The sequence below is a fragment of the Mesorhizobium sp. M0047 genome (assembly GCF_040323315.1).
Lineage (GTDB): Bacteria > Pseudomonadota > Alphaproteobacteria > Rhizobiales > Rhizobiaceae > Mesorhizobium.
On record NZ_JAMYUW010000039.1, the window covers coordinates 27,995 to 53,795 of the forward strand.

General features: G+C 62.7%; 21 protein-coding genes and 1 riboswitch. Of the genes, 12 read left to right on the forward strand and 9 right to left on the reverse strand.

The features are described from left to right. Nucleotides 1-36 precede the first annotated feature (36 nt). The 9 genes from NKJ89_RS27830 to NKJ89_RS27870 all read left to right on the forward strand — a co-directional run bounded on the left by NKJ89_RS27830 (nucleotide 37) and on the right by NKJ89_RS27870 (nucleotide 9,252). Entirely contained in the window at nucleotides 37-1,428 is a 1,392-nt protein-coding gene (locus tag NKJ89_RS27830; RefSeq protein ID WP_352607286.1) for a type II and III secretion system protein family protein, read from the forward strand. Between the two features lie 4 nt (nucleotides 1,429-1,432). Next, a complete protein-coding gene (locus NKJ89_RS27835; protein ID WP_352607229.1) occupies nucleotides 1,433-1,705 on the forward strand; it encodes a hypothetical protein in 273 nt (90 codons plus the stop codon). Nucleotides 1,706-1,735: 30 nt separating this feature from the next. Beyond that, complete coding sequence (locus NKJ89_RS27840) at nucleotides 1,736-2,950, forward strand: CpaE/TadZ family protein (protein WP_352607231.1); 1,215 nt, start codon at nucleotides 1,736-1,738, stop codon at nucleotides 2,948-2,950. Further along, nucleotides 2,947-4,368, forward strand: coding sequence for a TadA family conjugal transfer-associated ATPase (locus NKJ89_RS27845; protein ID WP_352607233.1), 1,422 nt, complete (start codon nucleotides 2,947-2,949; stop codon nucleotides 4,366-4,368). Before NKJ89_RS27840 ends, NKJ89_RS27845 begins: the two co-directional genes overlap by 4 nt. Before the next feature lie 4 nt (nucleotides 4,369-4,372). Further along, nucleotides 4,373-5,338: a type II secretion system F family protein gene (locus NKJ89_RS27850; protein ID WP_352607235.1), complete on the forward strand. Its 966-nt coding sequence runs from the start codon at nucleotides 4,373-4,375 to the stop codon at nucleotides 5,336-5,338. A gap of 1 nt (nucleotide 5,339) precedes the next feature. Then, nucleotides 5,340-6,302, forward strand: a complete 963-nt coding sequence (locus tag NKJ89_RS27855; protein WP_023757538.1) for a type II secretion system F family protein — start codon at nucleotides 5,340-5,342, stop codon at nucleotides 6,300-6,302. Between the two features lie 78 nt (nucleotides 6,303-6,380). Beyond that, entirely contained in the window at nucleotides 6,381-7,208 is an 828-nt protein-coding gene (locus NKJ89_RS27860) for a PA3715 family protein (RefSeq protein ID WP_352607236.1), read from the forward strand. Nucleotides 7,209-7,352: 144 nt separating this feature from the next. Then, the gene (locus NKJ89_RS27865; protein ID WP_023757536.1) at nucleotides 7,353-7,823 is read left to right on the forward strand and encodes a hypothetical protein; all 471 of its coding nucleotides are present in this window, start codon (nucleotides 7,353-7,355) and stop codon (nucleotides 7,821-7,823) included. Nucleotides 7,824-8,076: 253 nt separating this feature from the next. Next, complete coding sequence (locus NKJ89_RS27870; RefSeq protein WP_352607238.1) at nucleotides 8,077-9,252, forward strand: GGDEF domain-containing protein; 1,176 nt, start codon at nucleotides 8,077-8,079, stop codon at nucleotides 9,250-9,252. Here the strand turns inward: NKJ89_RS27870 and gcvP are convergent, their stop codons facing one another. Genes gcvP through gcvT form a run of 3 tightly spaced genes read right to left on the reverse strand, consistent with a single transcriptional unit; the run spans nucleotide 9,253 to nucleotide 13,556 of the window. After that, nucleotides 9,253-12,063 carry an aminomethyl-transferring glycine dehydrogenase gene (gene gcvP / locus NKJ89_RS27875; RefSeq protein WP_352607240.1) on the reverse strand — a complete coding sequence of 937 codons (2,811 nt, stop codon included), beginning with the start codon at nucleotides 12,061-12,063 and terminating at the stop codon, nucleotides 9,253-9,255. Nucleotides 12,064-12,081: 18 nt separating this feature from the next. Then, complete coding sequence (gene gcvH, locus NKJ89_RS27880; RefSeq protein ID WP_352607242.1) at nucleotides 12,082-12,450, reverse strand: glycine cleavage system protein GcvH; 369 nt, start codon at nucleotides 12,448-12,450, stop codon at nucleotides 12,082-12,084. A 5-nt stretch (nucleotides 12,451-12,455) separates the two neighbouring features. Then, nucleotides 12,456-13,556: a glycine cleavage system aminomethyltransferase GcvT gene (gene gcvT, locus NKJ89_RS27885; protein ID WP_352607244.1), complete on the reverse strand. Its 1,101-nt coding sequence runs from the start codon at nucleotides 13,554-13,556 to the stop codon at nucleotides 12,456-12,458. A 149-nt stretch (nucleotides 13,557-13,705) separates the two neighbouring features. After that, nucleotides 13,706-13,792: riboswitch (glycine riboswitch) on the reverse strand. Between the two features lie 279 nt (nucleotides 13,793-14,071). Here gcvT and NKJ89_RS27890 point away from each other — a divergent pair. Further along, nucleotides 14,072-15,073 carry a hypothetical protein gene (locus NKJ89_RS27890; RefSeq protein WP_352607246.1) on the forward strand — a complete coding sequence of 334 codons (1,002 nt, stop codon included), beginning with the start codon at nucleotides 14,072-14,074 and terminating at the stop codon, nucleotides 15,071-15,073. Between the two features lie 48 nt (nucleotides 15,074-15,121). Here the strand turns inward: NKJ89_RS27890 and NKJ89_RS27895 are convergent, their stop codons facing one another. The 6 genes from NKJ89_RS27895 to NKJ89_RS27920 form a co-directional block, all read right to left on the reverse strand. Then, on the reverse strand, nucleotides 15,122-15,913 hold the full coding sequence (locus tag NKJ89_RS27895; RefSeq protein ID WP_352607248.1) for a molybdopterin-binding protein: 792 nt from the start codon (nucleotides 15,911-15,913) through the stop codon (nucleotides 15,122-15,124). Nucleotide 15,914: 1 nt separating this feature from the next. Continuing rightward, complete coding sequence (locus NKJ89_RS27900; RefSeq protein WP_352607250.1) at nucleotides 15,915-16,796, reverse strand: cytochrome b/b6 domain-containing protein; 882 nt, start codon at nucleotides 16,794-16,796, stop codon at nucleotides 15,915-15,917. 103 nt (nucleotides 16,797-16,899) lie between these two features. Then, nucleotides 16,900-17,571 (reverse strand): DUF1345 domain-containing protein, encoded by a 672-nt coding sequence (locus NKJ89_RS27905; RefSeq protein WP_352607252.1) that lies wholly within the window; start codon nucleotides 17,569-17,571, stop codon nucleotides 16,900-16,902. Between the two features lie 30 nt (nucleotides 17,572-17,601). Next, the gene (locus tag NKJ89_RS27910) at nucleotides 17,602-18,069 is read right to left on the reverse strand and encodes a YaiI/YqxD family protein (RefSeq protein ID WP_352607254.1); all 468 of its coding nucleotides are present in this window, start codon (nucleotides 18,067-18,069) and stop codon (nucleotides 17,602-17,604) included. Between the two features lie 64 nt (nucleotides 18,070-18,133). Further along, a complete protein-coding gene (gene gfa, locus NKJ89_RS27915; RefSeq protein ID WP_352607256.1) occupies nucleotides 18,134-18,703 on the reverse strand; it encodes an S-(hydroxymethyl)glutathione synthase in 570 nt (189 codons plus the stop codon). A gap of 67 nt (nucleotides 18,704-18,770) precedes the next feature. After that, complete coding sequence (locus NKJ89_RS27920; RefSeq protein ID WP_352607258.1) at nucleotides 18,771-19,898, reverse strand: S-(hydroxymethyl)glutathione dehydrogenase/class III alcohol dehydrogenase; 1,128 nt, start codon at nucleotides 19,896-19,898, stop codon at nucleotides 18,771-18,773. Between the two features lie 197 nt (nucleotides 19,899-20,095). Here NKJ89_RS27920 and NKJ89_RS27925 point away from each other — a divergent pair, with 197 nt between their 5' ends. After that, nucleotides 20,096-22,108 carry an acetyl-CoA carboxylase biotin carboxylase subunit gene (locus tag NKJ89_RS27925; RefSeq protein ID WP_352607260.1) on the forward strand — a complete coding sequence of 671 codons (2,013 nt, stop codon included), beginning with the start codon at nucleotides 20,096-20,098 and terminating at the stop codon, nucleotides 22,106-22,108. A 107-nt stretch (nucleotides 22,109-22,215) separates the two neighbouring features. Beyond that, nucleotides 22,216-25,743, forward strand: a complete 3,528-nt coding sequence (dnaE, locus tag NKJ89_RS27930) for a DNA polymerase III subunit alpha (RefSeq protein WP_352607262.1) — start codon at nucleotides 22,216-22,218, stop codon at nucleotides 25,741-25,743. The last annotated feature ends 58 nt before the right edge of the window (nucleotides 25,744-25,801 follow it).

The following is a 25,801-nucleotide window of genomic DNA, read 5'->3' on the forward strand; positions in this document are numbered from 1 at the left end:
TTTCGGGTCGCGGGGCGGTTGCGCGTTTTGCGCACCATGGCTGTCGCGGCTTCGTTGGCTGCCGCCGCGATGCTGGCCTTCGGCACCTCGGCAAGGGCCGACAACGACATTGTCTATGTGTCGTCGACCAAGAACGCGTCCATCAAGGTTGCCAAGGGCAAGCCGAAGACGATCATGACCAGCGCCGCATTCTACCAGATCGTCATCGGCGATCCGGACATCGCCAACGTCAATCCGTTGACCGATAAATCCTTCTATGTGCTGGGCAACAATCTCGGCACCACGGGCATCGCACTGTTCGACGAAAAGAAGCAGCTTGTCGGCACCGTCGACATCGAGGTGACGCTCGACACCGACCAACTGGCCAGCACCATTCGCGCCAGCGTGCCGGATGCCAGGATCAAGGTCGGCTCGGCCAATGGCCGTGTCGTGCTGTCGGGCGAGGCGGATGACGCGGTCGCCGCCGACAAGGCAAACAAGATCGCGACGCGCTTTTCCGGTGCCGAAGAGGTGATCAACTCGGTCAACATCTCGTCGTCGCAGCAGGTCCAGCTCAATGTCCGCTTCGTCGAGATCAACCGCCAGGCGGGCCAGGATCTGGGCGCCAAATACGCAGCCAATTTTGCCTATGGCCTTGGTGGGCGTGATGTGACGATCGATCCGGGTACTGTGCCGGCCGCCGGCACAGGCGAGATCATCGGACGGCTGTTGTCGAACGGCGTGTCGATCGATATCGCCATCAAGGCGCTGGAAGAGCGCGGCCTGGCGCGGCGGTTGGCCGAGCCGAATTTGATCGCCCGTTCCGGCCAGACCGCGAGCTTCCTCGCCGGCGGCGAATTCCCGATCCCGGTCTCCGAGGACAACGGCAAGATATCGGTCAGCTACAAGAAATACGGCGTCAGCCTGGATTTCACACCGACCGTGCTGAAGGACGGGCTGGTCAGCCTAGACATCGCGCCGGAAGTCTCCTCGATCGACGCGTCCGCGTCCTACAACATAGGCAACATTGCAGTGCCTGGTTTCATCGTGCGCCGCGCCAGGACGTCGGTCGACCTGAAGAACGGCCAGAGCTTCATGATCGCCGGATTGCTGCAGTCGCAGAACGACATCACCACGTCGCGCATTCCGGGCCTCGGCAAGATGCCAGTGCTTGGGGCTCTGTTCTCGTCGAAATCCTATCAGCGGCGCGAGACCGACCTGGTCATCATCGTCACTCCCTATCTGGTCAAGCCGGTCGATCCGTCGAAGAAGCTCGTGGAACCGACCGACGGCACGCAGCCGGCCAGCAACGCCGATTATTTTCTTAACAACACCGAAGAAGTGAAGGGCTCCGATACCGGCCGCACCGTGGCGCTGGCCGACGGCCGTGTCACCCAACCTGCCGCGTCCGCTTCGGCGGGGCATTTCCTCGACCTGCCGAAGGACTGAAGCCATGCGTCTGGTCTTGAGATCGAGCGTCGCCTTGCTGCTGGCCGGCCTTGCCGCTGGCTGCACCAGCGACGACTATGTGCGCAGCGAGGGGCCGACGACGGGCGCCGGGGAGGCGCAGGCCGCCAACACTGTCATGCAGATGGTCGATCCCTGGAAATATGGGGTCCAGAACACCAGGCTTAAGGTGCCCGCCCAGCGAGGCAACGTCGACCCCCCCGCTACACCCGATCAGGCGGCCGATGCGAAAGGGTCGCAGAGCGGCACAACCAACTGACCCAACGCGACGACCTGACAGGCTGACAGAATGGCAAACGGCATCAAGACCAGGAAGATCCTGCTCGTATCGACCGACAGGACCTTTGTGCAGGACACCCGAACCGCATTCGCGGCCTCCGAGGTCATCCAGCTCTCGACAGTGGAGAAGCACGTCACCGAGCTGCGCGGCGAGATCCAGGAAGCCGACTTCGGCGCCATCATCGTCGACATGGACGCGGCAAGGCTGGAGGAGGTCGAGTCGCTGCAGCGCATCATGCGCCGGCTGGAAGACAAGGTGCCGGTCGTCGTCGTCACGCAGGAGTTCAACGCGGCCGCGGTGCGCATTCTGGTGCAGCTCAAGGTCGCGGATTTTCTGGTCAAGCCGATCACCACCGCCGATCTCGTGCGATCCGTGGTGCGGGCGCTGCAAGGCCCCGGGCGCGAGGAAAACACCGAATCGCAGATCTACACCTTCATGCCGGCAGCCGGCGGCGTCGGCACCACGACGCTGGCGCTGCAAACCGCCTTCCAGCTGCATCACTCGGTCACGCGGGGCGCGTCGACCTGCGTGGTGGACCTCAATTTTCAGCAGGGTGCCTGTGCCGAATATCTCGACCTTGAACCGCGTTTCGACATCACCGAGATCGAAAACCAGCCCGAACGCCTCGACCGCCAACTGCTCGACGTGATGCTGTCGAAACACGCCAGCGGGCTCTGCGTGCTGGCTGCCCCCACACATCCATCGGAAATGCGCTCGTTCAAGACCGATGTCGTGGTGCGCATGCTCGATCTCGTCTCGGCCTATTTCGACAATGTCGTCATCGATATGCCGCGCACCTGGTTTCCATGGACGGAGACCGTGCTGCTCGGTTCCAACAAGCTCTACATCGTAGCCGAAATGACGGTGCCGTGCCTGCGCCACACGCAGCGGCTGATCCAGGCGGTCTACGAGACCGCCGGTAAGGAAGTGAAGCCGAATGTCATCGTCAACCGTTTCGAACAGAAGATGTTCGACAACGGCATCAAGCAGGCGGACGTCCAGGAAATCCTGGGTGAGCATTTCGTCGGCGGCATAGCCAACAACTACCGGCTGGTGCGCGAGGCGGTCGATCGCGGCGTGCCGCTGCACGAGATCGATCCGAACGCCAATGTCATCAACGATCTGAAGAAGATCATCCTGCCGGAGGAGGCAATCCCAACCCGGGCAAAATCGCGCTCGCTGTTTGGCATGGGCCGTGGATTGCTGAAGAGGAAGGCCGGATGACCAGCCGCTTTTCCACCCTGCAGAACCGCGATTCACGTCCGCAGCGCGCGCCTGAGCCGATGCCCGTCGCCCATCATGCCGTCGTCATTCCGACGAGCCGAAAGGCGTTGCCGGCCAAGCCTGAAGCAGCGCCCGCAAAGAATGCCAACAAGGTGCTCGATGCGCGCGTGCGTATCCACAGGCTGCTGCTCGAGGAGATCAATCTTGTCGCGCTGGAGCGTTTGCCCAAGGGTGAGATGCGCCGGCAAGTGCATGATTTCGTGTCGGAAAAGATCAAACAGGAGCGGATGGCGATCAATACCGTCGAGCTTGACGCGCTGGTTGACGACATCGTCGACGAGATGGTCGGCCTCGGTCCGCTCGAGCCACTGCTCAAGGACCCCGACATCAACGACATCCTGATCAACGGTCACCTGAACTGCTTTGTCGAAAAGAAGGGCAAGCTGCAGCCGGTCCACATTCCGTTCAAGGATGAGGCGCATCTCTTGCGCATCGTCAACAAGATCGTCGCCGCGGTCGGGCGTCGCGTCGACGAATCGCAGCCGATGGTCGATGCACGCATGCTGGACGGCTCGCGTTTCAACGCGGCCATTCGTCCGGTTGCGGTCGACGGGCCGCTGGTCTCGATCCGAAAATTCTCCAAGAACAAGCTCGGCCTGCACAAACTGGTCGAATTCGGCGCCATCACACAGAACATGGCCGAAGTGCTGGCGGCGGCCGTGCATGCCCGCAAGACGACGATCATTTCGGGCGGCACCGGCACCGGCAAGACGACCATGCTCAATGCGTTGTCAGCCTTCATACCGGAAGATGAGCGCCTGATCACCATCGAGGATGCGGCCGAACTCCAGCTGCAGCAACCGCATGTCGCGCGCATGGAGACGCGTCCTGCCAACATCGAAGGCCATGGCGAGTTGAAGCAGCGCGACCTGGTCAAGAACGCGCTGCGCATGCGTCCCGACCGCGTCATCCTCGGCGAGTGCCGCGGCGAGGAGGCCTTCGACATGCTGCAGGCGATGAACACCGGCCACGAAGGCTCGATGGCGACCATCCATGCCAACACGCCGCGCGACGCCATTTCGCGGCTTGAGCAGATGCTTGGCATGACCGGCATGCCGATGACGGTGCAGTCGATCCGCAGCCAGATCGCCAGCGCGCTCGACCTGATCGTCCAGCTGACGCGCCTGTCTGACGGCAAGCGCAAGGTGACCAGTGTCGCCGAGGTGACCGGCATGGAAGGCGACGTCATCCAGATGCAGGAGATATTCCGCTTCGTGCGCACCGGCATGGAGGCCGACGGCAGGATCCTCGGCCATTACGAGGCGACCGGCATCCGGCCGCGATTCCTCGAGGATTTGCGGGCCATGGGCATCGAGTTCCCCGGACGATATTTCGAACCCGGCCGGCCGCAGGAGTAGCCAAATGTTCGACGGATTCAGCGCGATTTATGTCGTCTATGCCGCGGCAGCCCTGACCGGCATCCTGATCGCCGAGGCCTGCTACCTGCTTTATGCCGGCCGCAGCGACAAGCGCACAGCCATCAACCGGCGCATGAAACTGCAGGAAAACAAGATCAGCCAGGAGCAGGTGCTCGTCCAACTGCGCAAGGAGCGCGGCCTTGACGCGGGCACGCCGCTGTTTTCACCGGACCGGTTCCGCGCGTTGCGAATCCAGTCGGGCATGATCATGCCGGTCCCGAAATTCCTGATGATTACCTGCGGTGTGGCGATGGCCATGGCCTTGGTCGCCATCTGGTACGGCTTGCCGCCGCTGATGGGGCTTGTGCTGTTTGTGATGCTTGTGCCGATTCTGCCGGTGCTGACGCTGCGTTTCAAGCGCAAGCGGCGGCTGAAGCGGTTCGGCGTACAGCTGCCGGAGGCACTGGAGCTGATCACGCGTGGTCTGAAGGCCGGCCACCCGGTGCCGGTGGCGATCGCCATGGTGGCGCGCGAGATGCCGGACCCGATCGGCTCCGAATTCGGCGTCATCGCCGACGAAGTGACTTATGGCTCCGATCTGGTGTCGGCGCTGAACTCGCTCTTCGACCGGGTCGGTCAGGAGGATCTGCCGCTGTTCGTCACCGCCGTCTCGATCCAGACCAGTTCGGGCGGCAATCTGCGCGAGATCCTCGACGGCCTGGCGACGACGATCCGCGAGCGCGGCAAGCTGCGCCGCAAGGTGCGCGCCATCGCGACAGAGGGCCGGATGTCGGCCTACATCCTGACGGCGGTCCCGGTATTGCTGTTTACCGCCATCATGGCGCTGATGCCGGGCTTCTACCGCGACGTCTGGGACGTGCCAAAGACATGGTACCTGATGGGGGGCTCGATCACCTGGCTGATGCTCGGCAATCTGATGATGTTCAAGATGTCGAATTTCAAGTTCTGACATGCAGGGCTTTGTCGAATTCCTCGCCTCGCTTGCGCCGACCTCGTTGATGCCGGTGGCCGTCCTGCTGCTGGCCGCGGGTGCTGCCGCGTTCGCCTGGCCGATGATGGCGGCGAAGGGCGATCGCAACGAGGTCAAGCGCCGGCTCAAGGTCGATGACGGTCCCGTCGCCGCGAAACCCGAGCCGGTGCAGAAGAAGAATACCGGCGTCGTGCGCGAGAAGGCGGTTAAGAGGGCGCAGGAATTCTACGCCAGGAGCGATCCGGAAAATGTCGCCCGGCTGCGCATGAAGCTTATCCAGGCGGGATATATGGAGCCGCGCGCTGTCGGCATGTTCTTCCTGATCCGGTTCACCGCGATGGTCGGCACGGCAATCGGCGTGTTCGTGCTCAACCGGTGGATGGCGAGCCCCGACGCGACGATGGCCAGCCGCTGGACATTCGTCATCCTGTCAGGAGCGGCCGGCTATTTCCTGCCCGGCCTGGTGCTGAGCCAGAAAGTGCGCGAACGCAGGCGTGAGTACCGCAACGGCTTTCCCGATTTCATGGACCTGATGATCGTCTGCTCCGATGCCGGCATGAGCATGGAGGCCGGCATCGAGCGCGTCTCGAAGGAACTCGCCAAGACCTACCCCGCGCTTAGCCAAAACCTGCAGCTGGTGTCGCTGGAGCTGCGGGCCGGGCGCAGCCTTGACGATGCGCTGAAGGCACTCGCCGATCGCCTCAGCCTGGACGAGGTGCGTTCCTTCGCCACGCTGCTGCAACAGTCCAAGGAACTCGGCACCAGCCTGTCGGGGGCGCTGCGCGTCTTTTCCGACGACATGCGCCACAAGCGCATGTCGCTGGCCGAGGAAAAGGCGCACGCTTTGCCGGCCAAGATGTCGGTGCCGGTGGTGGTGTGCATCCTGCCGGTGGTGTTGATGATCGCGGCCATTCCAGTCATCGTCAAAATGACGGCGCACTAGCGAGTGCCCACGGGAGCCCTAGCGAGGGGCTGATCACCGGTTACTCTGCCGAACTCGACGCCGCAACGTGAGAAGCCCATGCGAATTCTGCTGCGCACCCTCTTTCTCGGTCTTGTCGCCGCCGGCTTGTCGCCCGCCTTGGCCTTCGCCGGCGATTGCGGCGATGCCGCCGCACTGGTGCAGCAGGCCTATCCCAAGGCTCAAAAGAGCGCCGACGGCGCCTCGTTCACGCTCGAGCCCCATATCAGCATCGCCCTGACGGATAGCGATGCGCCATTTGGCCTGGTCTGCAAAATCTGGCCCGCCCGTGACGACCTGCTCTTGGTCGCGGTGCCGCTTACCGACAGCGCCCAGTCCCGCGACGACGGGCATGTCGGCGATATCGAGCTTCTGGTCGTCGACAGGAACAGCCTGGAGGTGCGCCAGCGCTTGCTCCAGCCAGGGCTGATCACCGATGATGCCATCGACATCCGCAAGATCGAATTCGATACCGGCCGCTACAGGCTGGCGCCCGATGTCGGCGCCTTCGGCCTGCGCATCGAAATGGCAAACCGTTCGCAGCCCAATCCCTTCAGGGAAACCGACCTGCGGCTCTATGCCCTCGCCGGCGATGCCCTGCGCCTGGTGCTCGACGGCATCGACGTGGCCGGCTTTGGCGGCGAAGGCGACGGCAGTTGCGCGGGATCCTTTCAGTCGAGCCAGGTCAGCCTGGCGATGAGCCCGGCAAGCCACCATGGCTATCACGACATCACCGTGGTCGAGCGGGTGGATACGGACAATTGGTCCGCCGATGAGAATGGTGAGTGCCAGTCTCACCCCGGCAAGTCCGTGAAGCGCACCTACCGGCTGCGCTATGACGGCAGTCGCTACCAGTTTCCCGAGGGGCTCAAAGCCTTGGAGCCGTGAAGCCTTCCACTCATGCCTGGGTGGTTAATGGCTGGTGTGCGCGAAATCAAATTTTAGCGGCATTTCGGCACCGAAGTTTAATTGCCGCTAATGTAGTTTGTTTCCTGGAGAACGACCCGGCAAATCGGGCGATGAGGCAGGGGCATGCGTCGCAATAACTTCACGGCAATGGCCGCCATGGCGGCCGTCTTGATGATGTCTGGCTGCACGACGGGTGGCGTCGATACCACCAAGACCACCGCTATCCAACCGGCGGCAAAGGACATCGACACCTCCGATCTGGCGCAAGGCAAGGCGCAGTTTCGTGACGCTAATTACGGCCTCGCCGAAAAGCACTTCCGCAAGGCCGTCGAGTTGAAGGCGGACGATGCGGAGGCCTGGATGGGGCTCGCTGCTTCCTATGATGAACTCGGCCGCTTCGACTTCGCCGATCGCGCCTACGGCCAGCTTTTGAAAGTCGCAGGCCGCAAGCCACAGATCGTCAATAACATGGGCTATTCGCAACTGCTGCGCGGCAATCGCAAGATGGCCAAGGCGTTGCTGCTCGAAGCGAAGGCGGGCATGACGGATACCACGGTCGTCAACGCCAATCTGGCCTTGCTGAACAAGGGTTGATCTGGTCGTTGCTTCCTACTCCTTGTCTTGACGCAATTCCCGAGGGAAAGCGCTATACGCTTTTCCCGGGAAAACCGTTTCACACTTTTCCTGGAATTGCTGTAGGGGTCCGGTTTCGGGACATAAGGCATCGACGCTTTGTAAACCCTATCGGCAGGTTGCGTCGAAAGATCGGCTGAAAACCATGTCTGAGAGCTGCGGCTAACCTAGAATACAGCGCAACCCGCCGACGCTCGAGAGGCCTTCGCCCAATATGCTGGACTTCAGTTCGCTCCTGCTCGCAGCCGCGCTGTCGGGCATCTGCCTTAGCGTCACCATGTTTGCGATCTGGTTCACCGCGCCCAAGGCAGGCTTCGTGCTGACGGTGGCGTGCGGCATTCTGGTGCTCGTCGCGCATGTGGTCCTGTTCTGGCAATACACCAAGGATCCCGATCCACTGCTTTGCCAGATCGTGCTTGCGTTGCTCAGCCTGGGTTTCCTGATTATTTGCGTGTCGGCCATGCAATATCTGGGCGTGCCCGGCTACAGACGTGCCGTTGCGCCGGCGGTTGCCGCCATGGCTGTCTGTGCCGCCGTCAGCTTCCTGGGCCTTGACGGCGTCGGCTTCATCGTCACCTACACCACGGTGACGGCGCTGCTGTCGGCGATCGGCGCCATGTTCTGGATCAACGGCAGCCATGATCGCCGGATCCTGCTTATGGTTTCGTTTCTGAGCGGAACCTGCGCGGTTTCGTTTGCGCTTTGTGGCGTGGTTCTGCTGACCAAAGGGCAATGGACGCTCGCGGTCGCGCCCGACAACTGGGCCGAACGGCTGAATTCCGTCGTGGCCGTGGCCTGCATGACCGGGCTCGGTGCCTTGACGCTCTCGCTCCACCATCTGCAGGCGCAGATCGAGCTGAAGGCCGAGACCATGACCGATCCGCTGACGGGGTTGATGAACCGCCGGGCGTTGACGTCACTCTACGGTGAGCGGAGTTTCGGTCCGTTCATGTCCGTCGTCATGTTCGACCTCGATCATTTCAAGCGGACGAACGATGTCTATGGTCACCCGGTCGGGGACCAGGTCCTGTGCCGCTTCGCCGCGGTCATCAAGAAATATGCCAGGACCGGCGTCGACGCCTTTCGCCTGGGTGGCGAGGAATTCGCCGTCGTCATGTCGCGAATGACGGAAGAGAAGGCGCATGATCTCGCCAGCAAGATCTGTGTGGCCTTCGGCACCGAGATCGTCTCCACCCAACTCGGCAAGTTGCGCAGCACGGTCAGCGGCGGCCTCGGCTTTGGCGAGGTAAGCGGCCGCACCCTCGATGACGTACTTGCCGAAGCCGACGCGGCGCTCTATTCCGCCAAGCGCGCCGGTCGAAATTGCGTCATCGGTCGGGCGGCACTAGGCAAGGCCGACCCGGTCGAGCCGGCCTTGCGCTCCGCTTAATTATTCCGCCGCGCCCAGATAATCCGACAGAGGTGGGCACGAGCAGACCAGGTTGCGGTCGCCGGCGACATTGTCGATGCGTGACACCGGCGGCCAGTATTTGGCCGCCGTATCGGCGTCACCGGCAGGATAGGCCGCTTCCAGGCGCGAATAGGGATGGGTCCACTGGCCGGCCAGCGCCTCGGCGGCGGTGTGCGGCGCGTTGACCAGCGGATTGTCCGTCAAAGGCCATTCGCCCCTGGCCACTTTCGCTGCCTCGCCAGAAATGGCGATCATCGCCTCGCAGAAGCGGTCGAGTTCGCGTTTGGGCTCGGACTCGGTTGGCTCCACCATCAGCGTGCCGGCGACGGGGAACGACATGGTCGGCGCGTGAAAACCATAGTCGATCAAGCGTTTGGCGATGTCATCGACACTGATGCCGGCGCTGTCCTTGAGCACGCGGGTGTCGAGGATGCATTCATGCGCGACGCGCCCCTGGCTGCCTTTGTAGAGCACCGGGAAATGCGCATCGAGCCGCGTCGCGATATAGTTGGCGGACAAAATCGCCGTTTCAGTCGCTTGCTTGAGGCCCGACGCGCCCATCATGCGGATATACATCCAGGTGATCGGCAGGATCGAGGCGCTGCCGAAGGGAGCAGCGGAAACGGCATGGCCCGAGCCTTCGGTGACATGGCCCGGCAAATACGGCTTCAGATGCGCCTTGACGCCGATCGGGCCGACGCCGGGCCCGCCGCCGCCATGCGGAATGCAGAAGGTCTTATGCAGGTTCATGTGGCAGACGTCGGCGCCGATGTCGCCTGGACGGGCAAGCCCAACCAGCGCATTGAGGTTGGCGCCGTCGAAATAGACCTGGCCGCCATGCTCATGGATCAGCGCGCAGAGATCACGCGCGCCTTCCTCGAACACACCGTGCGTCGAGGGATAGGTGAACATCAGCGCGGCAAGATTTGGCGCGTGCTCGGCCGCCTTGGCCTTCATGTCGTCCATGTCGATGTTGCCATCATCGGTGCAGCGCACGACGACGACGCTCATGCCGGCCATCGCAGCACTTGCCGGGTTGGTGCCATGCGCCGACGAGGGGATCAGGCAGACGGTGCGGTGATTGTCGCCGCGTGAGCGGTGATAGCCGCGAATGGCGAGCAGGCCGGCATATTCGCCCTGGCTGCCGGCATTGGGCTGCAAGGTGACGGCGTCGAAGCCGGTGATCTCCGACAGCCAGGCTTCCAGTTCGGTGATCATGGCGCGATAGCCGGCCGAGTGCGCGGCCGGCGCGAAGGGATGCAAATTGGCGATGCTTGGCCAACTCACCGGCATCATCTCCGCGGCAGCGTTGAGCTTCATGGTGCAGGAGCCCAGCGGGATCATGGCGCGATCAAGCGCCAGATCCTTGTCGGCCAGTCTGCGCAGGAAGCGCATCATCTCGGTTTCAGACTTGTTTTCATGGAAAACAGGTTGGGTCAGAAACTCCTTGCCGCGCGGCTTGCCCGGCACCGTGCGGTCGGCGGAGGCGCCGGCCTTGGCGCCGAACAGGGCCGCGATCGCGTCGAGATCGGCATCGGTCGAGGTTTCGTCGAAGCTGATGCCGACATGGTCGGCATCGATAACGCGCAGCAGCCGGCCGGTCTTTTCAGCCGCAGTGGCGATCTGCGCCGCCTTGCCCTTGGTCTTCACGGTCACAGTGTCGAAACGGCTCGCACCGATCACCGACACGCCTGCCGCATTGAGGCCGCTTGCGAGACGGTTGGTCAGCGCATGGATGCGCCCGGCAATCGCCTGCAGCCCGACGGGGCCGTGCCAGATGGCGTAAGCGGTCGCCATGTTGGCGAGCAGCGCCTGAGCAGTGCAGATGTTGGAAGTCGCCTTGTCGCGGCGGATATGCTGCTCGCGTGTCTGCAAGGCAAGCCGGTAGCCGGGCCGGCCCTTGCTATCGGTGGACTGGCCGACAAGGCGGCCGGGCATCAGCCGCGTCAACTTGTCGGAGACTGCGCAATAGGCGGCGTGCGGACCGCCAAAGCCCATCGGCACGCCAAAGCGCTGCATCGGACCGACTGCAATGTCGGCGCCAAGCTTGGCCGGCGCATCGGTCAGCGTCAGGCCGAGCGGGTCGGCGATGAAGACGACGATGGCGCCAGTGGCGCGCGCCTTGTCGATCGCTGCCTTGTGGTCGCCATAGACCCCAAACGTATCCGGCCAGGAGACGAGCAGGGCGGCGGTGTTGTCGTCGATCGTGTCGCCATTGATCTCGATGCCGAGCGGCTCGGCGCGCGTGCGCACCACGTCCAGCGTCTGCGGATGCGGCGTGCCGGCAAATGCGATCTTGGTGCGCTTGTCGCGGTGGTGGCGCAAGGCGATGCCGACGGCTTCAGCCACCGCCGTCGCTTCGTCGAGCAGCGATGCCGATGCCACCGGCAGACCAGTCAATTCGGTGACCAGCGTCTGGAAGTTGAACAGCATTTCCAGACGGCCCTGGCTGATCTCGGCCTGATAGGGTGTGTAGGCCGTATACCAGGCCGGGTTCTCGAACAGGTTGCGCTGGATCACGGGCGGCACATGAACGCCGTGGTAGCCGGCGCCGATGAAGCTCTTCAGCACCGTATTCCCTGCCATGACAGCCGAAAGCTCGGCCAGCGCCTCCGCCTCGCTTGCAGGTGCCGGCAGAGCGAGCGGCCGGTCGAGCCGGATCGACCTCGGCACCGACTGGCTGATCAGCGTCTCGACGGAGGGCACGCCGATAGTGGCCAGCATCGCTCTGGTGTCGTTGAGGCCGGGGCCGATATGGCGGGCCGAGAAGGGGTAGGGTGCTGCGGTCATGTCTTTCGAGTCCTGATGTCAGCCGATATGGGCTTTGTAAGCGGCTTCGTCCATGAGGCCGGCGAGCTGGCTTTCGTCGGCGAGCTTCATCTTCCACAGCCAGCCGGCCCCGGTTGCCGCCGAGTTGACCAGCGACGGATCCGACGACAGCGTGCCGTTGGCTTCGGTGATCTCGCCGTCGACTGGTGCATAGACATCGGAAGCCGCCTTGACGGATTCGACGACGACGGCGGTATCGCCCTTGCTCAGCTTCTTTCCGGTTTCGGGCAGTTCGACGAAGACGAGATCGCCGAGTTGTTCCTGCGCGTAATCGGTGATGCCGACGGTGGCGATGCCGCCCTCGACGCGGAGCCATTCGTGATCTGATGTGAAATAGGTCTTTGCCATTGAAATTATCCTTTGCGGTAGCGATGCGGCGTGAAGGGCAGGGAGCTGATATCGACGGGGATCTTCGTGCCGCGAACATCGGCGAAAACCCGTGTTCCGGGCTTGGCCAGGGGTGTCATGACATAGCCCATGGCGACCGGATGGCCGGCCGACGGGCCAAACCCGCCCGACGTGACATGGCCGGCGGGCTTGCCGTCGGCGTCAAAGAGCGCAGCACCGGCGCGCACCGGCTGGCGGCCTTCCGGCTTCAGCCCGACGCGCTTCTGCGCGGGCCCCCGTTCCACGGCAGCGCGGAGCGCATCGGCGCCGATGAAAGTGCCGGAAGCGCGAACCTCCTTTGGGATCGCCCACATCAGTGCGGCGCTGGCCGGGTCGATCTCGGGCGTGATGTCCTGGCCGTGCAGGCAGAGTCCTGCCTCCAGCCGCAGGCTGTCGCGAGCGGCCAGCCCGATCCACAGCACGCGTTCATCGCCAAGCAACTTCGCAACGAGATCGCGCGCATCGGCCTCCGGCAGCCCGATTTCGAAGCCGTCCTCGCCGGTATAGCCGGAGCGGCTCAGGAACCAGTTCCTGCGCGGTTCGACACCATGCATGAACAGCAGCGAGCCGGTCTCGATGCCGGCTCGGCAAAGGGCCGCCCAGGCTTCAGGACCCTGGATGGCCAGGAAGACGCGGTCGAGCGCCTCGACCCGGACGTCGAAATCCGCGGCAAGCGCATGCAAATGCTTTTCGTCGGCGACGGCATTGCCGGCGTTAGCGACCACCATGAACCTGATATCGCCGAGCCTGGTGACGATCAGATCGTCCAGAATGCCGCCTGCTTCGTTGAGGAAAAAGGACAGTTTGGATTGTGAGATTTCGAGAGCGCCGGCGTCCAGCGGGCAGGCGCGATTAAGCAGTGAAACCGCCTCCGGCCCGCTGACCTCGAACAGTTTCATATGCGAGATGTCGAACAGGCCGGCCTGTTCGCGGGTGTGAAGGTGTTCCTTCATGACGCCGGCCGGATAGGTCAGCGGCATCGACCAGCCGGCAAAGGCGCCAAAGCGCGCACCAGCGGCCACATGGATATCTTCGAGGGGAAGGTGTTTGCTGTCGTCGCCCGTCATGTCATCTCCAGAGTCGCACGCAATCGGTCGCGAATGGCGACCAGTCCGTGCCCCTCTGTCTGAAGCCTGAGAGACTTGCGCAGCCGGAACTCTGTCAGCGGCGCTTACACCTTCGGCGCGGGGGCAAGCCCCGACTTTCCAGAGTGTCTTTCCCGTCTACGGTTCTTTTGCCTGAGAGATTTCGGGCGATTTCCCCTTCGGCGGCAGCTTTCGCTGCTCTCTCCCGCAAACAGGTAGGACTCAGACCCTGAGTCCTCGACGCGCCATCCATAGCTTGTGCGCGACGGCTTGTCACCTGTCAGCGACATCTAAAGTGCGCCGCGCTGGCGATGCGCTTTAGGTCCTTGTGTTGACGCATGTCGTTCTCTCAAACCCGCGGCACACCTTGGGCGACATGCATTCGCCGACAAGTCTTCGCTAACCACGCCGTTTGCCGGTTTTTCAAGACACTGCTGATGTCTTGGCAGCCATGACGCTTTGGGCCGGCATTGGACGGCGGCGGACGGAGACGACAAATGGGCGAATTGATCATGAGTGCGCCGGTGGCGGGGCTGACCTCGAAAAGCCGCATCGCCGCGGAGGACGTGACGATGTTGCGCCGCGAGGTGTTCGGCGACGGTGTGGTGACGCGCGGCGAGGCCGAGGCGCTGTTTGCGCTCGATGCCACGGCGAAGGACAAATGCCCGGAATGGCCGCTTTTCTTCATCGAGGCGGTCACCGACTACATCGTCCACCAGGAGAAACCGTCGGGCTATATCTCGCAGGACAATGCCGACTGGCTGATCCGCACGATCTCGCGCGATGGCATGGTCGACAGCCGCACCGAACTCGAATTGCTGGTGCACGTGCTGGAAGAGGCGAGATCGTCGCCGGGCCAGCTTTGTGTCTATGCGCTGCAACAGGTCGCCCACGCCGTCATCGATGGCAAGGGGCCGCTGATGCTCGGCGGCGCACTGGTTCCCGGGCTGATCGCCAAAGCGGAGGTCGAACTGCTGCGCCGTATCCTCTATGCGCACGGTGGCGACGGCAACATTGCCGTCACGCGCGCCGAGGCAGAAGTGCTGTTCAAGATCAACGAGCGGACCGCCCATGCTAGCAACGATCCGTCCTGGAACGAGCTGTTCGTCAAGGCGATCGCCAATTTCGTCATGTGTTCCGCCGGTTATGAAGCGCCGACGCGCGATGTGGCACTACGCCGTGACACCTTCCTCGAACACGCCGATCCGGAAATCGGCGGCTTCTTCAGCCGCATGATCTCCGGCGGCCTCGCCGGCATCATGGAGGCCTACCGGTCCCCCGATGACATCGAGGCCGATTGGGAAGCCAAGAACAGGGCGGCAGAGGCGCTTGCTCGCCGCGCCGAGACGATCGATGCCGGCGAAGCCGGCTGGCTGGTCGAGCATATCGGCCTGGACCGGCCTCTATACGAGAATGAACGCGCCTTGCTCACCCTGATCAAGCAGGCCTCGCCGGAAATCCATCCGGCGCTCAGGCCGCTGCTCGACAAGGTTGCCTGACGTGCTGAGGGTTAAACCGCTGATCTCAGGGCATTATTTCCCCAGGTGTCAGATGCCGCCATACCAGTCGTAGCCATTGTCTTCCCAATAGCCGCCGCGACCGCCGCCGATACTGGCGAAGCCGTCGACCAACTCGATCTTGTAGAGATATTTCGGCATCTTGTAGCCGAGCTGCCGCTCGACACGGACGCGCAGCGGCGCGCCGTTCTCAACCGGCAGCGGCTTGCCGTTCACGCCATAGGCAAGGATCGTCTGCGGGTGACGGGCATCGATCAGGTCGATCGAGCCGTAATATTTGATGTCGCCCGACAGGCTGCGGTCGATCGTGTCGAGGCAATGGAACATTGCGTAGCGCGCCTGCGGCTTGACCACCGCCTGGTCCAGCACCAGCGACAGCGGCGTGCCGGTCCATTTGGCGATGCAACTCCAGCCTTCGACGCAGTCATGGCGGGTGATCTGGGTGCGGCTCGGCATGTTCTGAAGCTGCTCACGGCTGAGCGACAGCGGCTTTTCGACCAGGCCTGAAACTTCCAGCCGCCAGTCGGCGAAGTTGTTGGCAAGCAGACCCTTGTAGACATCGTCGTCCGGCGCAGTCACACCATTCGGCCGCTGCGGCTGGCGGATGTCGGCCTCGGTGAATTCCGGCGCCAGCGCGTCGCGTCCCGCGAGCAGGCGCTGTGCCCGGTATGTCAGGTCATTGGCGTTTTCGAGAAAACTGCGCAAGCCACTGCCAACGCTTAGCTGGCTGTCGAAGGCGTCGCAGCCCGACAGCATGATACCGGAGGCACCGAGACTGGCACCCGTCAGGAATTTGCGGCGGCTTATCTCAAACTTCGCCATGTCACGCACTCCTCTCGGTTGTCTTGTCGTCCTGTGCGGATGGGTCGGTGCGGTACCAGCCGGTGATGATCGAACGCAGTTCGTTTATCGGGCCGGCGGCCAGGATCATCAGGATATGGACGACGAAGAAAACGACCAGCAGCACCATGACGGTAAAATGGATGGTGCGTGCCGTCTGCCGTCCGCCGAGCAGATCGTTGAGGAACGGCAGCACCGAATTCATGCTGGGAGACATGGCCAGGCCGGTGATGATCATCAGCGGCAGGAGCACGAACAGCACGCCGCCATAAGCCATCTTCTGCAACGTGTTGTATTCACGGGTATGATGGAATTTCAGCTTCGCGTGGTCGACGATGTCCCGCGGCAGGCGCTTGAGGTCATCGAGGCCTGGCGCGAGATCGCGGCGCAAATGGCCGTTCACAGTGCTGGCGACGAGCCAGACGATCAAGGTCGTGGTCAGTATCCAGGCGAAGAAGAAGTGGATGACGCGGGCGGTGCCGAGGTCATAGTAAGACGGTATGGTCGCCCAGGATGGAAAGGCGCGGGACGTCTCCTGGCCTGCCGGACCCGACCAGCCAAGTACGCCTGTGGTGTCGAAGCGACGCCCAAGGATCTCGGTGTAGCCGCGCGGACCGGCGTTGGTATTTTCCGCGCCAATGGCGAAGATGGTGTTGTTGTAGCCAAAACCCGACTGCTTGCCGATGTAGAGCTGCGGACGGGCATTGAAGATCTGCAAGCCTGACAGCAGCATGAAGAACAGCGAGATGGCCCAGAGCCAATGTGTCAGCCGCGTCCAGCGCGACTGACGGTAGATCAGCGTTTTGTCGCTCGAAGCGGAAATGTCCGGTTCGGTGGTGGATTGGCTTCTGGCAATCGTTTCCATCTTGTCTCGTCTCCCGGCCTCGCGGCGTGGCCAGCGCGCCTATTGTCCTCCTGATACGTCGTCAGCCACAGCGATGTTTCATCCGATCACGGATTTATTACGACTAGCGTAGATTGATGGCGAGATTGACGGCGGCGGCGACGATGACCGTATTGAAGAAGAACGAAAGGATCGAATGGATAAGCACGACACGTCGCATATGCGAGGTCGTGACGTTGGTGTCGGCGGTTTGTGCGGTCATGCCAATGACCGCCGAGAAGTAGAGGAAATCCCAACCTTCCGGCCGTTTGCCGCCCGGAAACAGCAGCCCGCCGACCGGCATCTTCTTCTTGGTCTCGGCATCGACCGCATCGCCGTCCATCCAGTAGACATGGGCATAATGGAGCGCCGCCATGGCATGGATCGTGAACCAGCCAAGCGGGATCGACAGCAGCGCGAAGATCAATTCGATAGGGTGGGTGCTGTCTTTCTCATTGATCAGCTGAAACAACGAGAAGGTGGCAACGCCGACGACGACCAAAGTCACCGCGAAGATGACCAGCATCGGCTGGTCAGTGGCGCGCGCATTCTTGCTCAGATACCTGCCGGTGAATTTCGGCATCTGGGTGACGACAAGAATGACGTAGGTAGCAAAGAATGCGTTGGCGCCGATCGAATAGGCGAGCGAGGCATGCAGCAGCAACGCCACGGCAAGCGCCACAACGCCGAAGCAGGCCGACACCGCAAACAGCATGTGGCGCTGCAAGGGAGGCTTCATCGGGGTTTCGGCAGCCATGGCGGTTCCAACCTTGATGGCGTTCGGTTTCTACTGCGGTGTGGCGGATTTGAGCGCCCGTCGCAAGATGCGGTCGAGTTCGCCGAGAAACCGCGAACGGTCCTGCGGCGCGAAGCTGGCGTTGTAGCCCTTGCTTTCGCCAGTCTCGCGCAAATGCTGTTTCAGGTCGCGCATCGCCACCGCCATGCCGATCGTTTCCGGCGTGAACGGACGTCCGGTCGGCCCAAGCACGTGCGCGCCAAGGGCAACCGCACGAGCGGCGAGCGGAATGTCTGCGGTGATCACGATGTCGTTGGATTTCGCGTTGTCGACGATCCAGTCGTCGGCGGCATCGGCGCCCTTTGAGACAACGACATTGCGGATCATCGGATCGCGCGACGGCCGCAGGCCACCATTGGAGACGTAGGTGACGACGACGCCATGGCGCTCGGCGACCTTTTCGACCTCGGCCTTGACCGGGCAGGCGTCTGCATCGACGTAAATGGCAGGTGCCGGCATTGTCTCTCCAAAATGGACAGGGGCCGGAAACGTGTCCGGCCCCGACCCTGAAATCTTACAGCTGTCAGGCCAGCAAGGCCCCGGACTTCTTGGCGGTCCAGGTGGCGATATAGTCCATCAGGCCGGGATTGAGGCAGTCATAGGGTTCCAGCCCGATCCCCTTCAACTGGGCACGAATGCCCTCCATTCGCTTCGGATCGACACCCGATTCGATGATCGACGAGACGAAAGCGGTGAAGCCCGGAGGTGACCAGCCATCCTCGACGAAACGCTCGGGGTGGATGAAGGACAGGCCCTTGAACGCGTGGTCGCGCTCGACCGGTCCGTGCATGTGCACACCGCAGCCGGTGCAGGCATGACGCTGGATCAGCGCTGATGGGTCGACCACCTTGAGCTTGTCGCCGTTCTCGGTCACGGTGACGTCGCCCGTCCCTGCCACGGCAACGACCGAGAACAGGGCGCCTTCCGGCTTCCAGCATTTGGTGCAGCCGCAGGCGTGGTTGTGGGCGATCTGGCCCTTGACCTTGACCTTGACCGGCCTGCTGGTGCAGGCGCAGACCAGCGTGCCGCCGGCAAAGCTTGCGCTTTCCCTGGGCAAGCCATTGTCGATTTTCGGATGCAGTTTCTCCGCCATGTTTTTCTCCTCCCAGTTGTGAACCACAGAGGTCGCAGGCCGGTTGGTCGGCGGCTTGTGGTCTTCTTCAGTAAACGACGACGCTTCGGATCGACTTGCCCTCATGCATGAGGTCGAAGCCCTTGTTGATGTCCTCGAGCTTCAGCGTGTGGGTGATCATCGGGTCGATCTGGATCTTGCCGTCCATGTACCAGTCGACGATCCTCGGCACGTCGGTGCGGCCGCGCGCGCCGCCAAAGGCGGTGCCCATCCAGGTGCGTCCGGTGACCAGCTGGAACGGCCGCGTCGAAATCTCCTGGCCGGCGCCGGCAACGCCGATGACGACGGACTTGCCCCAGCCGCGATGCGAGGCTTCGAGCGCCTGGCGCATCACCTTGGTGTTGCCGGTGCAGTCGAACGTGTAGTCGGCGCCGCCGATCTGGTCGGCGCCGCGCTTGGTCATGTTGACGAGGTGGGGCACGACATCGCCGTCGATCTCCTTCGGATTGACGAAATGCGTCATGCCGAATTTCTCGCCCCACGCCTTCTTGTCGTTGTTCAAATCGACGCCGATGATCATGTCGGCGCCGGCGAGCTTCAGGCCCTGGATGACGTTCAGGCCAATGCCTCCGAGGCCGAAGACGACGGCGGTCGCGCCGATCTCGACCTTGGCCGTGTTGATGACAGCACCAATGCCGGTGGTGACGCCACAGCCGATGTAGCAGATCTTGTCGAAGGGGGCGTCCGGGTTGACCTTGGCCAGCGCGATCTCGGGCAGCACAGTGAAATTCGAGAAGGTCGAGCAGCCCATATAGTGGAAGATCTTGTCCTTGCCGATCGAGAAGCGCGACGAACCATCGGGCATCAGCCCTTGGCCCTGCGTGGCGCGGATCGCCGTGCATAGATTGGTCTTGCGCGACAGGCAGGACGGGCACTGCCGGCATTCGGGCGTGTAGAGCGGGATGACGTGATCGCCCTTCTTGACCGAGGTGACGCCCTTGCCAACATCGACGACGACGCCGGCGCCCTCGTGGCCGAGGATGGCCGGGAACAGGCCTTCGGGATCGGCGCCGGAAAGCGTGAACTCATCGGTGTGGCAGATGCCGGTCGCCTTGATCTCGACCAGCACCTCGCCCTCGCGCGGACCATCGAGGTCGACCTCCATGATCTCCAGCGGCTTTCCGGCGGCGACAGCGACTGCGGCGCGGGTTTTCATCAGGCGTCCTCCAATACGAATTTTTTTCCAAGGTTTCAGGTTTTATCGACGCGATCAACTGGAAGCTGATGCCAGGACTGGGCCACAGCGCTGAATTGGAATCGCAAATCGATTGAAAGGCAGCGATTTGCATGGTCGGCTTGACCCTGCAAGCACAGGCCATAAAAGGAACAGCCGACCGAGGGATGACATTCCGCATGTTCACCAAAATCCTGATCGCCAATCGCGGCGAGATCGCCTGCCGCGTCATCAGGACGGCGCGCAAGATGGGCATCGCCACGGTTGCCGTCTATTCCGATGCCGATCGCGATGCCGTGCATGTCGAAATGGCCGACGAGGCGGTGCATATCGGACCTTCGCCCGCGGCGCAGAGTTATCTCGTCCCCGAAAAGATCATCGCCGCCTGCAAGGAGACGGGCGCCCAGGCCGTGCACCCCGGCTACGGGTTCCTGTCCGAGCGGGCGGCCTTCTGCGAGGCGCTGGAAGCGGAAGGGATCATTTTCATCGGCCCGAAGCCCAAAGCGATCAAGGCGATGGGCGACAAGATCGAATCTAAGAAGTTCGCCAACGCCGCCAAGGTTTCCACTGTGCCCGGCTGGCTCGGCGTCATCGAAAATGCCGACCATGCCGAAAGGATCGCCGGCGAGATCGGCTATCCCGTGATGATCAAGGCCTCGGCAGGTGGCGGCGGCAAGGGCATGCGCATCGCCTGGAGCCAGGCGGAAGTGCGCGACGGCTTCGATCGTGCGCGCTCGGAAGCCAAGGGCTCGTTTGGCGACGACCGCGTCTTCATCGAGAAATTCATCGTTGATCCACGCCATATCGAAATCCAGGTGCTGGCCGACGCGCATGGTAACGCGCTCTATCTCGGCGAGCGCGAATGCTCGATCCAGCGCCGCAACCAGAAGGTCGCCGAAGAGGCGCCGTCGCCGTTCCTTGATGCCAATACGCGCAAGGCCATGGGCGAGCAGTCGGTGGCGCTGGCCAGGGCAGTCGACTACCAGAGCGCCGGCACGGTCGAGTTCATCGTCGACAAGGACAAGAACTTCTATTTCCTTGAAATGAATACACGATTGCAGGTCGAGCATCCGGTGACCGAGCTGATCACCGGCATCGATCTGGTCGAGCAGATGATCCGCGTTGCCGCCGGCGAAAAGCTTGGCCTGAAGCAAGGCGATATCAAGCTGAACGGCTGGGCGATGGAAAGCCGGCTTTATGCCGAGGACCCGTACCGCAATTTCCTGCCCTCGATCGGCCGGCTGACGCGCTATCGGCCGCCGGAGGAAGGACAATTCGGCGATGTCGTCATCCGCAACGACACCGGCGTCACCGAAGGCTCGGAAATCTCGATGTTCTACGATCCAATGCTCGCCAAGCTGTGCACCTGGGCGCCCACGCGGCTCGCCGCTATCGATGCAATGTCGGAAGCGCTCGACAGCTTTGTCGTCGACGGCATCGAGCACAACATTCCGTTTCTTGCCGCCTTGATGCAGCATCCGCGCTGGCGGCAAGGGCTGATATCGACCGCTTTCATATCGGAGGAATATCCCGACGGTTTTGCGCCCGTCGTGCCGAACGACGACGAGAAAGCCGTGCTGGCGTCGATTGCGACCGCGGTTGAACTGCTGCGCCGCGACCGGCTCGACCGGCTTGGCGGGCGACTGGCGCCGCATTCGGGAGCGCTGAAGCGCGACTGGGTGGTGAAGGTCGGCGACGACTATCTGTCGGCGTCGATCGTCGAGGGCATAATTTCCATTCCGATGGAAGTCGATCTGGCGATCGAGGGCGGCAAGCCGTTGACCGTCGCATCCGACTGGCGGCCGGGCGACCTGATCTGGCGCGGCACGGTCGGTAAGCGCAAGGTTACTGCCCAGATCAGGCCTGTTGCCAACGGCTTTCGCATTGCCTGGAAGGGCATGTCGGTGACCGCGCGCGCCATGCTGCCGCGCATCGCCGAGCTTGAAAGGCTGATGCCGGAAAAAATGGCGCCGGACACGTCGAAGATGCTGCTTTGCCCGATGCCTGGCCTTGTCGTGTCGATTGCCGTTGCCGAGGGCCAGGAGGTCAAGGCCGGCGAGACGCTGGCGGTGGTCGAGGCGATGAAGATGGAAAACGTGCTGCGTGCCGAACGCGACCTTGTCGTGTCGAAACTCAACGCCAGGCCGGGCGACAGCCTGGCGGTGGACGCGGTGATCATGGAGTTTGCGTAAGACTAGCCGGGCAGGCAGCCGGTGATCAGCAGTGGTTTGTGCTGGACTGGCAGCGCGCGGTCCCGGACAATACATCTCCATCGACTCAAGGACCTTCACGCAGCACCATGGCCGACGAAAAACTTCCCCGCGATCCCCTGAAGCGCGAAGCAGCGATTGCGGCGGCGCGGCCGGAGGCGCCCGCACGGCCCTTTGTCCATCTGCGTGTGCATTCGGCCTATTCGCTGCTGGAGGGCGCCTTACAGATCGGCACGGTGGTGGCTCACGCGGTCAAGGACGGAGCACCCGCCATTGCCGTAACCGACACCAACAATCTGTTCGGCGCGCTGGAATTCGCGCAGAAGGCAGTGAAGGACGGTATCCAGCCGATCATCGGCTGCCAGGCTGCGCTCGCATTTTCCGGCGAAAGCAATGATGGCCAGCGCGACCGCAGGCGGCAAGGGCCGGACATGCGGCCGGTCGTCCTGCTTGCCGCGACCGAGGCCGGCTATTCCAATCTGGTCAGGCTGGTCAGCCGCGTCTACCTCGAAACGCCGCCGGGCGAGGCGGTGCACCTGACCACTGAAATGATGCAAGGCTATTGTGACGGGTTGATCTGCCTCAGTGGCGGGCCGCGCGGACCGATCGGCACTGCGCTCAAGGAAGATCGCCGCGATCTGGCCGAAACACGGCTCTTGACCCTCAAGTCGATGTTCGGCGACCGGCTCTATGTCGAACTGGACCGGGTTTCGGGTTATGATCGGACGATCGAGAAATCCTCGATCGATCTTGCCTATGCCCATGAATTGCCGCTGGTCGCCACCAACGAGGCGTTCTTCTTGGCGCGCGACGATTATGACGCCCATGATGCGCTGATCGCCATCGCCGAGGGCTCTGTCGTCGCTGTCGACAATCGCCGCCGCCTGTCGCCGGACAATTTCCTGCGCAGCCAGGCCGATATGGCGCGGCTGTTCGCCGATCTGCCGGAAGCGATCGACAACACCGTCGAGATCGCACTGCGCTGCTCCTACTATCCCAGGAATCGCAACCCGATCCTGCCGCGCTTCACCGGCGGCGATGTCGCCGACAACGATGCCGCCTTGCAGGCGGAAGCCGACGAATTGGCCCGCCAGGCGCATGAGGGGCTTGAGGCGCGGCTGGCCGCGCATGGCCCGACTGCCGGCTACACCGTAGAGCAATATCGCGAGCGGTTGAATTTCGAGCTCGGCATCATCACCAAGATGAAGTTTCCGGGGTATTTCCTGATCGTTGCCGACTTCATCAAATGGGCGAAGGCGCAGGGCATTCCGGTCGGGCCGGGACGCGGTTCGGGCGCAGGCTCGCTGGTCGCCTATTCGACGACCATCACCGACATCGACCCGTTGCGCTTTTCCCTGCTGTTCGAACGCTTCCTCAACCCCGACCGCGTGTCGATGCCCGACTTCGACATCGACTTCTGCCAGGATCGCCGCGAGGAAGTCATCCGTTACGTCCAGCAGAAATACGGCCGCGACCAGGTCGGCCAGATCATCACCTTCGGTACGCTGCAGGCACGCGCCGTGCTGCGCGACGTCGGTCGCGTGCTGCAGATGCCCTATGGCCAGGTCGACAAGCTCTCGAAGATGGTGCCGCAGAATCCGGCCAATCCGGTCAAGCTCGCCGATGCCATCGCCAATGAGCCGCGCTTTGCCGAAGAGGCCGAAAGGGAGCCGATCGTCCAGACGCTGCTCGACATGGCGCAGAAGCTGGAGGGCCTCTACCGTCACGCCTCGACCCACGCAGCCGGCATCGTCATCGGCGACCGGCCGCTGTCGGAACTGGTGCCGATGTACCGCGATCCGCGCTCGGACATGCCGGTTACCCAGTTCAACATGAAATATGTCGAGCAGGCCGGGCTGGTGAAATTCGACTTCCTCGGCCTGAAAACACTGACCGTACTCGAAACGGCAGTGAAATTGATCCGCCGGCGCGGCATCGAGATCGACCTGGCGACGATCCCGCTCGATGATCCCGAGACCTACGCCATGCTGTCGCGAGGCGAAGTGGTCGGCGTGTTCCAGGTGGAAAGTGCCGGTATGCGCAAGGCGCTGATCGGTATGCGGCCCGACTGCATCGAGGACATCATCGCGCTGGTGGCGCTGTACCGGCCGGGACCGATGGAGAACATCCCGACCTACAATGCCAGAAAGCATGGCGAGGAGGAGATGGCGTCGATCCATCCCAAGATCGACCATCTGGTGAAAGAGACGCAAGGCGTCATCGTCTACCAGGAACAGGTGATGCAGATCGCGCAGGAGCTTGCCGGCTATTCGCTCGGCGAAGCCGATTTGCTGCGCCGCGCCATGGGCAAGAAGATCCGCGCCGAGATGGACAAGCAGCGCGAACGCTTCGTTTCGGGCGCGGTCGAGCGCGGCGTCGGCAAGCCGCAAGCCGACTTCATTTTCGACCTGCTGGCCAAGTTCGCCGACTATGGTTTCAACAAATCGCACGCCGCCGCCTATGCGGTGGTGTCGTACCAGACCGCCTACCTCAAGGCGCATTATCCGGTCGAGTTCCTGGCGGCGTCGATGACGCTCGACATGGGCAACACCGACAAGCTCGCCGATTTCCGCCAGGATGCGCTGCGCCTCGGCATCGAGGTTCTGGCGCCGTCGGTAATATCGAGCTTTCGTCCCTTCGAGGTCGGCGAAAACCGCATCTTCTATTCGCTGGCCGCACTCAAGGGCGTCGGCGACGCGGCGGTGGAGCACATCGTTGCCCAGCGTGGCGAAAAGCCGTTCAAGAATCTCGCCGATTTCTGCGAGCGGGTCGATCCCAAGATCGTCGGCAAGCGCGTCTTCGAAAGCCTGATCATGGCCGGCGCGCTCGACTGCTTCGGCCATGATCGCGCCTCGATGATGGCAGGCGTGGAACGCATGATGGGGCTGGCATCGCTGGCGCAGCAGAACGCGGTTTCCGGTCAGCACGACATTTTCGGCGCCTCGCTCGGCGCCCAGTCGCAGGCACTCAATCTGCCGACGACGGAACCGTGGCTTGCCGCCGACCGGCTGCACCGCGAATTCCAGGTGGTCGGCTTCTATCTCTCGGCGCACCCGCTCGACGAATACAAGGCGGCCCTGCAGAAGATGCGGGTGCAGACGTGGGCCGAGTTTTCGGCGGCCGTCAAGCGTGGTGCCGCCGCCGGCCGCCTGGCTGGCACGGTGACGTCCAAGCAGGAGCGCAAGACGCGCACCGGCAACAAGATGGGCGTCATCGCCTTTTCCGATACATCCGGCCAGTACGAAGCCGTGCTATTTTCGGAAGGACTGGCGCAGTATCGCGACCTGCTCGAGGCCGGCCGCTCCGTCGTCATCACCGTTGCGGCCGAGGACAGGCCGGAAGGCGTCAATTTGCGCATCAACTCGGTGCAATCGCTGGAGGACGAGGCAAGCCGCGTCCAAAAGGCACTGCGCATCTTCGTGCGCAACGCCGCGCCGATCAACACGCTCGCCGGCCAACTGACCGTCAAGGGCGAGGGCCAAGTCAGCTTCGTGCTGATCAAGGAAGAAGGCGAGGGGGAAATCGAGATCGAGTTGCCGAACCGCTACCGGATCTCGCCACAGATCGCCTCGGCGATGCGGGCTGTTCCGGGCGTGGTCGAAGTGGAGCTGGTGTGATCACGGCATATCGCTGTAATGCCGGCGGCACCTCCTCAAGATATCCGATGACGGCAAT

Excerpts from the sequence above, each read along its gene's own strand:
- NKJ89_RS27870 (WP_352607238.1), top strand. The coding sequence starts at position 8,077 with ATGCTGGACTTCAGTTCGCTCCTGCTCGCAGCCGCGCTGTCGGGCATC.
- NKJ89_RS27860 (WP_352607236.1), top strand. The coding sequence starts at position 6,381 with ATGCGAATTCTGCTGCGCACCCTCTTTCTCGGTCTTGTCGCCGCCGGC.
- NKJ89_RS27905 (WP_352607252.1), bottom strand. The coding sequence starts at position 17,571 with ATGGCTGCCGAAACCCCGATGAAGCCTCCCTTGCAGCGCCACATGCTG.
- gcvP (WP_352607240.1), bottom strand. The coding sequence starts at position 12,063 with ATGACCGCAGCACCCTACCCCTTCTCGGCCCGCCATATCGGCCCCGGC.
- dnaE (WP_352607262.1), top strand. The coding sequence starts at position 22,216 with ATGGCCGACGAAAAACTTCCCCGCGATCCCCTGAAGCGCGAAGCAGCG.
- gfa (WP_352607256.1), bottom strand. The coding sequence starts at position 18,703 with ATGGCGGAGAAACTGCATCCGAAAATCGACAATGGCTTGCCCAGGGAA.
- gcvT (WP_352607244.1), bottom strand. The coding sequence starts at position 13,556 with ATGACGGGCGACGACAGCAAACACCTTCCCCTCGAAGATATCCATGTG.
- NKJ89_RS27910 (WP_352607254.1), bottom strand. The coding sequence starts at position 18,069 with ATGCCGGCACCTGCCATTTACGTCGATGCAGACGCCTGCCCGGTCAAG.
- NKJ89_RS27925 (WP_352607260.1), top strand. The coding sequence starts at position 20,096 with ATGTTCACCAAAATCCTGATCGCCAATCGCGGCGAGATCGCCTGCCGC.
- NKJ89_RS27845 (WP_352607233.1), top strand. The coding sequence starts at position 2,947 with ATGACCAGCCGCTTTTCCACCCTGCAGAACCGCGATTCACGTCCGCAG.
- NKJ89_RS27900 (WP_352607250.1), bottom strand. The coding sequence starts at position 16,796 with ATGGAAACGATTGCCAGAAGCCAATCCACCACCGAACCGGACATTTCC.
- NKJ89_RS27850 (WP_352607235.1), top strand. The coding sequence starts at position 4,373 with ATGTTCGACGGATTCAGCGCGATTTATGTCGTCTATGCCGCGGCAGCC.
- NKJ89_RS27865 (WP_023757536.1), top strand. The coding sequence starts at position 7,353 with ATGCGTCGCAATAACTTCACGGCAATGGCCGCCATGGCGGCCGTCTTG.
- NKJ89_RS27830 (WP_352607286.1), top strand. The coding sequence starts at position 37 with ATGGCTGTCGCGGCTTCGTTGGCTGCCGCCGCGATGCTGGCCTTCGGC.
- NKJ89_RS27855 (WP_023757538.1), top strand. The coding sequence starts at position 5,340 with ATGCAGGGCTTTGTCGAATTCCTCGCCTCGCTTGCGCCGACCTCGTTG.
- gcvH (WP_352607242.1), bottom strand. The coding sequence starts at position 12,450 with ATGGCAAAGACCTATTTCACATCAGATCACGAATGGCTCCGCGTCGAG.
- NKJ89_RS27920 (WP_352607258.1), bottom strand. The coding sequence starts at position 19,898 with ATGAAAACCCGCGCCGCAGTCGCTGTCGCCGCCGGAAAGCCGCTGGAG.
- NKJ89_RS27835 (WP_352607229.1), top strand. The coding sequence starts at position 1,433 with ATGCGTCTGGTCTTGAGATCGAGCGTCGCCTTGCTGCTGGCCGGCCTT.
- NKJ89_RS27840 (WP_352607231.1), top strand. The coding sequence starts at position 1,736 with ATGGCAAACGGCATCAAGACCAGGAAGATCCTGCTCGTATCGACCGAC.
- NKJ89_RS27895 (WP_352607248.1), bottom strand. The coding sequence starts at position 15,913 with ATGGCGAAGTTTGAGATAAGCCGCCGCAAATTCCTGACGGGTGCCAGT.
- NKJ89_RS27890 (WP_352607246.1), top strand. The coding sequence starts at position 14,072 with ATGGGCGAATTGATCATGAGTGCGCCGGTGGCGGGGCTGACCTCGAAA.